General features: G+C 43.6%; 5 protein-coding genes and 1 pseudogene. 2 read left to right on the top strand and 4 right to left on the bottom strand.

The window, feature by feature from the left end:
• Positions 1-53: 53 nt before the first annotated feature.
• Together F6K20_RS16095 and iscB are read right to left on the bottom strand one after the other, a co-directional pair.
• Positions 54-479, bottom strand: a pseudogene (locus F6K20_RS16095) (carotenoid oxygenase family protein); the annotation flags it as partial.
• A gap of 40 nt (positions 480-519) precedes the next feature.
• Positions 520-1779 (bottom strand): RNA-guided endonuclease IscB, encoded by a 1260-nt coding sequence (gene iscB / locus F6K20_RS16100; RefSeq protein ID WP_008189072.1) that lies wholly within the window; start codon positions 1777-1779, stop codon positions 520-522.
• 870 nt (positions 1780-2649) lie between these two features.
• Between iscB and F6K20_RS16105 the strand changes: the two genes are divergently transcribed.
• Complete coding sequence (locus F6K20_RS16105; RefSeq protein WP_287295301.1) at positions 2650-6216, top strand: filamentous hemagglutinin N-terminal domain-containing protein; 3567 nt, start codon at positions 2650-2652, stop codon at positions 6214-6216.
• Between the two features lie 280 nt (positions 6217-6496).
• Here the strand turns inward: F6K20_RS16105 and F6K20_RS16110 are convergent, their stop codons facing one another.
• Positions 6497-6742, bottom strand: a complete 246-nt coding sequence (locus F6K20_RS16110) for a hypothetical protein (protein ID WP_008189069.1) — start codon at positions 6740-6742, stop codon at positions 6497-6499.
• A gap of 1 nt (position 6743) precedes the next feature.
• Here F6K20_RS16110 and F6K20_RS16115 point away from each other — a divergent pair, with 1 nt between their 5' ends.
• Complete coding sequence (locus F6K20_RS16115) at positions 6744-6929, top strand: hypothetical protein (RefSeq protein WP_287295303.1); 186 nt, start codon at positions 6744-6746, stop codon at positions 6927-6929.
• A 372-nt stretch (positions 6930-7301) separates the two neighbouring features.
• On the opposite strand, the gene F6K20_RS16120 is transcribed toward F6K20_RS16115, so the two are convergent.
• On the bottom strand, positions 7302-7508 hold the full coding sequence (locus F6K20_RS16120) for a hypothetical protein (RefSeq protein WP_287263370.1): 207 nt from the start codon (positions 7506-7508) through the stop codon (positions 7302-7304).
• Positions 7509-7647: the final 139 nt, after the last annotated feature.

Below are 7647 nucleotides of genomic sequence, written 5' to 3' on the forward strand. Positions count from 1 at the left end.
TTTCATTTTAGAGGGCGACACGAGCGATGTCTTGTTTTTTTTTTTTTTTTTACTTCCCATAAGGCTAAGAGCTTGCCACCCCAGTAGATCACATTGGTATTAGCAATATTTTTAAGTTTGATATCAAATAGATTGGCTAACCAACCCCCAGGCTTCTGAGTGCCAAACACTCCTCGATATACCGGTTTCCCCGCTTTCTGTTCCGCTAAGAAGCCCTCTGTGCATACAAACCGATTCCGAAAATGAGCTCGACCGTGATCAAATGCGATTGACCGTAGGTCACGCTACGCGATCGCACAAATCATCCCATCCCCATCAAATGGATGATGCACCCGGTAACCATTAATATCCAGCAAACCAGGACCATTCCGTAACCAAGTGCCCTGCAACTCCTGAGGAATTTCCCCTTCTACTTGATCAATCCAATAATCGTATTCATTGGGTTGGGAGTCATAACCTCTTGCCCAATCTTCCTGCATATAAATAGGAGGCTTATTTTCAGGCAGTTCTTGGTAATCATCAGCAAAAGCCATAAGTATAACCATCCTTCAAGTGGACCCTAAGTAAATTCTTGAGGTGTAAACTTATTGCCTTTTTTCCGGGAACTGTGTAATTAAAGGAGTTACTTTTGCTCCTAGGGTTAACCCTTCCAAACTCCCCCGTCAAAAGGTTTTTAGCTATATCACCACTGGACCACCCCTTAATAGGTTTCAATGGGTTATACCTGATGGGGTAGCCATATTTATTCAGTGCAGCTTTCTGCCTTCCTCCCTGTCCTTTGCAGGTAACCAACAGTGGCTGAGATGTCTTTAACACCAAAGTTTTGATATCTCCAACACAAGCGGCATCAATCCAATGCTGCTTAGGTAGTCCCAACCTAGTTCGGTTATATTTTGTCTGAGCACCCGTGCCGGTAACTACAGGTTTTATTTCTTTGAGTACCTTCACTATCTTGTTCCGAGTCGTATTTACCGCTGCTGCATCCATTAATGGTTGTTTTGCCTTGGTTTTGATTTTTTGAAGTAAGCTTGGCTTCTTCTTTAGGAATTCCTCTATAGGCTTATTCCCTTTCCGTCGATTGCATTTTTCGCAGGCCAGACAAAGATTGCTGACCCGGTCGCTTCCACCACATGATTTTGGGTGAATATGCTCAATCTGTAGAGGAACATTTTGCTTGCCACAATAGGCACACTCCCTTCCCCACTTCTCAAGCAAATACTCCCTCACTTCATACCCGGCCAGTTCACCTTGTTGGTACTCAGTACCATTGACTTCAGGATTCTGCATTTTTTGGGTGTCAAACTTAACTCTTTCGATCCAGATCTGATTGACTGGACAAAACTTGATCAGTCGTTTCACCCAGGTTTCAGTAGTTAAGACCCTGTGTTCCAAACTCGGAGCAATCCAACCCTCCGGACGCCTGCGGTTAAGGAACCTTGGCTTCCTGTAACGGGTATTACGATTACGTCTCCCACGCCTAACGGCGCTTCTGGATTCTAGTTTTTTCTTGATCAGTGCCCCTCTGTGTTCTAGCTCCATTGCCCAAATAACTTGGTCGTTTTGAACTATGGCAAACCCAGTAGTTTTACTTCCCGGATCTATCTTGATTTGACTTGGTGAGATAGTCGGATTTGGGATCGCAGTCTTAAGGATGATCGTAAATGGATACATTCTAAAAACCGCAGCTTTTCCTTTATCTAATAGGCGTCGTGCCTTCTTTGGCGATATAGGGTTTAGTGGTCGCTTGTTCGTATCAATAACAAATACGTAATTTTGCATTTTTAGTGCGCCTCAAATCGGTAATGTTTTCCTCGGCCATGTTGTAATAGCTTGTGTTTTGCCAACCACACATTTTGCCTTCAACTTAATAGTTGACGATAGAGCTGGGAGCTGGAGGTCACTCCCAGGTATCATGACTAAAACAACGTAGGAAACTAATCCTTGGCCTGCAACCTAGCTAGATAACTTCCGAGTTTTGCCGGGAATTACCAAGGCTTTTACTAGGTGGCTATAGGACACACCAGGTAAGATCACCCCATTGGCTTCTTTCTTTAACACATTTTTTATTTTTTATCAAGTCCTTAGCCAGATTATTTTATGAATAGTTTTTAACTTTATTTACATTTTATTACATTATCAGACTTTGTCTAGTGGCGTAGGGTGCTTTAGGGGCGGGCTAGCTCTGATTTTCCGCCTGTTTCCGCTTGAAACAGCCCGACCCGTAACGCACCATCAGGTCAAACAGCTTTAAGGGAACAAGGAACAAAAATGATCACGATGGATTTTGGCTCCCTATAATGCCTTGCTTATGCCTTAGAGACCCATCCCTGTAGCTCTGGCTAACTTTAATGTCACAAATATGTCACAAAAATTCACATCAATTGCTAGCAAATATAGGTATAATAATTTCTGTTATTATACCCAGCAGTAATAATTAGTATTGCTAGTAGCAATAGCAGCTTGAACCGACTATTAATCAAACATCAGTTGTCAGCAATTAGCCGTCAGCCGTCAGCTTAAAATAAAGCCCACGTAGCTTGCGTCAATGGGCAAGCTGATAGCTGATAACTGTTCGCGTAGCGTGCGCGTAGCGCATAAGCTGATAGCTTAAGTTAAATACCCCTCCCCAGGCTCAGGAGAACAAATCCCATGGCATTAGATGTCTTGAAACGCTATAACAGTCAGTTTGGTTTAGCGCTATGCTTAGCCATTAGCGGAGCGATCGCATTTTCAGCTAACCAAGCTCATGCTCAGATTACTCCTGATAGCACCTTGCCCCCGGGAGAAACCTCACAGCTAGACCTGGGCTCTGGTGAGGTAAATGGGAAAATTGTTGATCTAATTAAAGGGGGAGCAATCCGAGATATCAATTTGTTCCACAGTTTCCTAGAGTTTAATGTCTCAGACGGACAAAGCGTTTATTTTGCTAATCCAGCTGGGATTGAAAATATTATTTCTCGGGTAACTGGTGCTAATCCTTCTAATATTCTTGGCACCTTGGGTGTGGATGGTGGAGCGAATTTGTTCTTGATTAATCCCAAGGGGATTTTCTTTGGGGATAAAGCGAAGCTGGATGTATCCGGTTCTTTTGTGGGCACCACTGCTGATGGGATTGGGTTTGGGAATCAAGGAGTGTTTAGTGCCTCTAATCCAGAACCTCCGTCGCCATTGTTGACAGTTAATCCTAACGTGTTCTTCTTTAATCAAATTCCCGGTAATATTACTAGTCAAGCTAAGTTGGAAAAGCTAGCGGTTGATAATCTGTTGTTGCTCGGTGGTGATATTGAAGTTAGTAAGAAAGAGAATAGTAAGCAAGATAGTAAGATATCCACGAATGAAGGTGGGAATATTCTGTTAGCAGGATTGGGCGCACCAGGAGAAGTAGCTTTGACTCAAGAGGGTGACAAGCTGGGTTTAGATTTTCCCGATGGCGTCAAGAAAGGGAATGTTGTAATTAAAGATAGCGCTATAGAAACTTCGGTAGCGAAAGATAGCAATGTTGATGGTGGTGACATTGAAATTATTGCTGATTCTTTGGAAGTAGAAACTTCTAATAAAGAGCAGGGCATCTTCACCATAACTAAGGTCAATGGTCAGAAAGGCGGTGATATTGTTATCACCGCTGATGACTCAGTTTCCATTATTGCTTCTCGTGACGGAAGTCAGCATGGAATCTTTACCTTCACTGATACTGAAGGTGGCACAGGAGGCACTATTCAAATTACTGCTGGCTCCCTGATGGTGGAATCTGAGAAAGAAACACCAGGAATTTCGGCAAGAACAAAGGGAGATGGTGATAGCGGCAACATTACCATTGATGTGAGTGGCAATGTAGAACTGAAAAAGAAAGGTACGATTAGAACAGAACAAGTTGAAAACAAAAACGTAGATAAAAACGATAAAAAAGGCCGTCCCGGAGATGTCTTATTAAATGTCTTGGGCAATGTTACCCTCAACGATAACAGCCGACTTCAAATCTTTAATGGAGGGGCAGCAGATGGGGGAAAAATTACCATCTTGGCTGGGGGAGCAGTTGAGCTGAAATTCGGCAGCAAAATTGAGAATGTGGCTAAACAAAAATCTTCAGGAGCTAGCGGGGGTATTGAAATCCAAGCTAAGTCCCTATTGCTTGATTCTCGTAATCCGAGCGAACCTGAATCTAGGAGAGGTCAAGTCCAAATTACGGCTAAGACTGACAAAAACACTAGAGGTAACGGCGGGACGATAGACATCCGTGTGGGGTTACTGACGATGATTGGACCAAATAGATCAGGCTCTAGTGGTATAACGGCTAATACATCAGGAGCTGGAAAAGCGGGAGATATTACCATCATAGTTGATGGAGACTTCATCATGGAAGATCGGGCTAAAATTGAAGCGAAATCTCAAAAGGAAGCTAGAGGCGATGGTGGAAAGATAATTATTGAAGCTGGTTCACTTTCTTTAAGCAATAAGAGCAATATCACTGCTGAGGCTAAAAAGAGAAGTAAGGGAAAACCGGGAAATATTGAAATAACGGTTAAAGATAAGATTGAGATTACCGGCCAAAGCAGCGCCATCAAAACTCAGATAGATGAGGATGCTGGAAACAATCAAACCTTAGAAGGAGGCGCTGCTAACATTGACATTGAAGCTCGTTCTCTATCCCTCAAAGATGGAGGAAGAATAGAAGCGTCTACTGAGGGCATAATCCCAGCAGGTGATATTACAATCAATGCCACGGATTTTGTAGAAATTTCTGGTGTGAAAAGAGATACTAAAATAGCCACCCAAACTCAAACAGGAGCTGAGGGGAAAGGAGGGCGTATTGAGATCACAACACCCAGCTTGCGTCTATCGAATGATGCACGATTAGATGCTAAAAGCGAAAGTAACTTTCCCGGTGGTGATATCCAAATTGATGCCGATGACGTGCAACTAACCGATGGTGCTGAAATTATTGCTACTTCCGAAAAAAGCACAGAAAACCGAGGTGGGAGCATAACCTTAGATGTAGACACCTTGACCGTAAACAACAGTCAGATTTCTGCTTCTACCGAAAGAGGAACTGCAGGAAATGTGGAAGTGGTGGCTAAAGACTTAGTGTTGTTAACTGGAACTCTACCAAATAAGTCTAAATCTCCCGCAGGAATATTCACTCAATCAACCGAAGGTGGTACTGCTCAAAATGTGACTATAGAAACAGACGAGCTAACTGTCGAGAAGGGAGCACGAATAGCAGTAAGCGGTGTGCCATTAACAGAACAAGGGTTTCCAGAGACTGAAGTGGATGAGAACGGTGAGGTGGATGAGAGCAACCTAGGAGAGGCTGGCAAACTGACCATTAAGGCTGATTCTCTAACCCTAGACAACGGCCAACTTGTAGCTGCTACTGGAAAAAATCCCAAGGAAAACGAAGAAGCAGCAACTATTGATATCGATGTGCCAGGAGTGATCATACTTGATAACAATAGCTTAATCTTGGCTGATGCTACAGGTAAAAATGTCAAAGGCGGGAACATAACTATTGATGGTGGAGTATTAGTAGCGCTACCTCTAAATAATGATGACAAAGGTAGCGATATATTCGCTAATGCTCAGGATGGTGATGGTGGAAACATCAAAATCACCCTTCAGGGCTTATTCAATATGAACGTACTGGAAGATACTAGTGCGTTTATCGACCCATCTGGAAATATAGATCCATCCTTAGCTTTTCAGAATAATAGTAGTGAAATAGCAGCGCTTAGCTTTAGCGGCGGTCAATCTGGGACTGTGACCAGGGATATTACCAACTCAGCACAGGATCCTGAGATCTTACCAACATCACTAGTTGACCCCTCAGCATTAATTGTTGCTAACTGTCCCAGGAGTGGAAAAGTAGCGGTAGATGAACTGGGTGAATTCATTGTTACTGGACGGGGTGGCTTACCTCCAAGTCCCCTAGACCCCATCAATCAACGGTCTGTACTGGTAGATTGGATTACCCTTGATACCGAAGAAGAGACTATCGAAGAAGCTACCTCTACTCCTACTCCTGATGTCAGTTACCTACCCATGAGAGGGAAACGTCGTGCTGCCCATACTCCTACTCCTGCTCGTCCCAAGAAGAAAATAGTGGAAGCTCAGGGTTGGATAGTGGGGGAGGATGGTACAATTATTTTGACTGCTGAACCGAATACTGCTACTCCTAAGAGTAATTGGTATAGTCCTAGGTCTTGTGGTAGCAAGGGTTGAGCAATATGTTGGAAATTGCAGTAATTTTCGGCGTTGCTGAATTAAGGAATGAATGCGCGATCATATGGTTTTGTTAAAGCCCCCTAAATCCCCCAAATTTGGGGGATTTTGAAAGTTTTGTTCCCCCACCGGTGCGCTTTCCGTCGGCGAATTAAATTCGCCACGGGTCGCACCGCAGAATTGGGGGGCTAGGGGGGCGAAACCATACCCAGAATCAGCAACGCCCAATTTTCAGCATTGAGGATACTTATGGATAAGTATAGCGCTAGGTTAAGTGGATTCAGCTTAATCCAGTCAGTGTTGGAAATTTCAGCAATTTGGGAAAGAGTGCGTACGCGTAGCGGCTCGTACCGAGCATCGCAATGTAAAAGACTAGCGCTAGGTTAAGTGGATTCAGCTTAATCCAGTCAGTGTTGCTGATTTGAGCAATGTTGAGAGAATGCGATCGCGTAGCTTGATCTACGGTCAATCGCGCCTTTTTGAGCAACAAAGCGTGAAAATCCTTGACTGTTGGAAACTCCAGCAATTTGGGAAATCACGATAGTGCTAGCTTAATCAGTTTCGGTAGTTATCGAAAATTCCAGCAATTTGGGCTAATCATGATAGAGCTAGCAACAGCAACAAAGCGTGAAAATCGTTTACTGTTGGTAATTTCAGCAATTTGGGATAAGAGTGCGATTCGGGCTTTGCCCGACGCTTCGCGATCGCGTTGACTTGAGCAACGCGCGTTAGTTATCGAAAATTCCAGCAATTTGGGATAATTACGATAGCGCGCTTCTTCAGCAACGCCCGATAGTTATCGGAAATTACCGTAATTTGGGATAATCATTATCATACTAAATTGATTAACAAGGGGTGAAAATCCTTTACTGTCGTAAATTCCAGCAATTTGGGAAATCATGCGATTCGGGCTTTGCCCGACGCTTCGCGATCGCGCCTTTTTGAGCAACGCGCGATAGTTATCGAAAATTCCAGCAATTTGGGCTAATCATGATAGCGCGCTTCTTCAGCAACGCGCGATAGTTATCGAAAATTCCAGCAATTTGGGATAATCCCGATAGAGCTAGCTTAATCAGTTTCGGTAGTTATCGAAAATTCCAGCAATTTGGGATAATCCCGATAGAGCTAGCAACAGCAACAAAGGGTGAAAATCGTTTACTGTTGGTAATTTCAGCAATTTGGGATAATCGCGATAGAGCTAACTTGAGCAACGCGCGTGAGTTATCGAAAATTCCAACAATTGTGGATAATCGCGTACGCGTAGCGGCTCGTACCGAGCATCGCGTTAGCATGAGCAATTTCTATAGTTATCGAAAATTTCAGCAATTTGGGATAATCCCGATAGAGCTAGCAACAGCAACAAAGGGTGAAAATCCTTTACTGTCGTAAGTTACAGCAATTGTGGATAATCATGCGATTCGGGCTTTGCCA

The sequence above is a fragment of the Moorena sp. SIO2C4 genome (genome assembly GCF_010672485.1).
GTDB classification, from domain to species: Bacteria; Cyanobacteriota; Cyanobacteriia; order Cyanobacteriales; family Coleofasciculaceae; genus Moorena; species Moorena producens.

Excerpts from the sequence above, each read along its gene's own strand:
- iscB (WP_008189072.1), bottom strand. The coding sequence starts at position 1,779 with ATGCAAAATTACGTATTTGTTATTGATACGAACAAGCGACCACTAAAC.
- F6K20_RS16120 (WP_287263370.1), bottom strand. The coding sequence starts at position 7,508 with ATGCTAACGCGATGCTCGGTACGAGCCGCTACGCGTACGCGATTATCC.
- F6K20_RS16105 (WP_287295301.1), top strand. The coding sequence starts at position 2,650 with ATGGCATTAGATGTCTTGAAACGCTATAACAGTCAGTTTGGTTTAGCG.